Origin of the sequence: Kocuria sp. CPCC 205263 (genome assembly GCF_040981075.1) — a bacterium.
Taxonomy (GTDB): Bacteria; Actinomycetota; Actinomycetes; order Actinomycetales; family Micrococcaceae; genus Kocuria; species Kocuria rosea.
Genome location: NZ_JAVKPV010000089.1, coordinates 1 through 513, shown reverse-complemented (window position 1 = coordinate 513; position 513 = coordinate 1). Strand labels below are relative to the sequence as shown.

1 protein-coding gene is annotated in these 513 nt (G+C 55.0%); it reads left to right on the top strand.

What is annotated here, in order from left to right; translation table 11 throughout:
- Positions 1–49: 49 nt before the first annotated feature.
- The coding region (locus tag RF647_RS19285; RefSeq protein WP_368813141.1) for a hypothetical protein at positions 50–513 on the top strand (464 nt) is incomplete at its 3' end.

Genomic DNA, 513 nt, shown 5'->3' with positions numbered 1-513 from the left:
CGGTGATAAAGGCGGCAATCGCGGTACCGAGATCGCCTCCGTAGCGTACATGAAAATTCTGCTGGCGCTGACCGAGGGGGAAGCAGCAGGAGACTTTACCGGTAAAGATATTTATCTCGATGGCACGCCACTGCTTGATGATGCTGGCAATGAAAACTTTCCTGGCGTGACGTGGGAGTGGCGCAGCGGCACCGTGGATCAGGATTATATTGCTGGTTTCCCGGCAGTAGAGAATGAAATCAGCGTTGGCACGGAGCTGAAATACGGGACGCCGTGGGTTAAATCCATTAACAACACCCAGCTTTCTGCAGTGCGCCTGCGGCTTAAATTTCCGAACGGGGTTTATAAACTGCGCGACAGCGGCGGGAAGGATGGCTACCGGATAGCGTTCGCTATTGATATTTCAACCGATGGCGGTTCATACGTTGAATACGGCACGGATGAGGCGGACGGCATTGCCGCAGCCGGGTATGAGCGGAGCTATCGAATTGACCTGCCGGCAGCGACATCCGG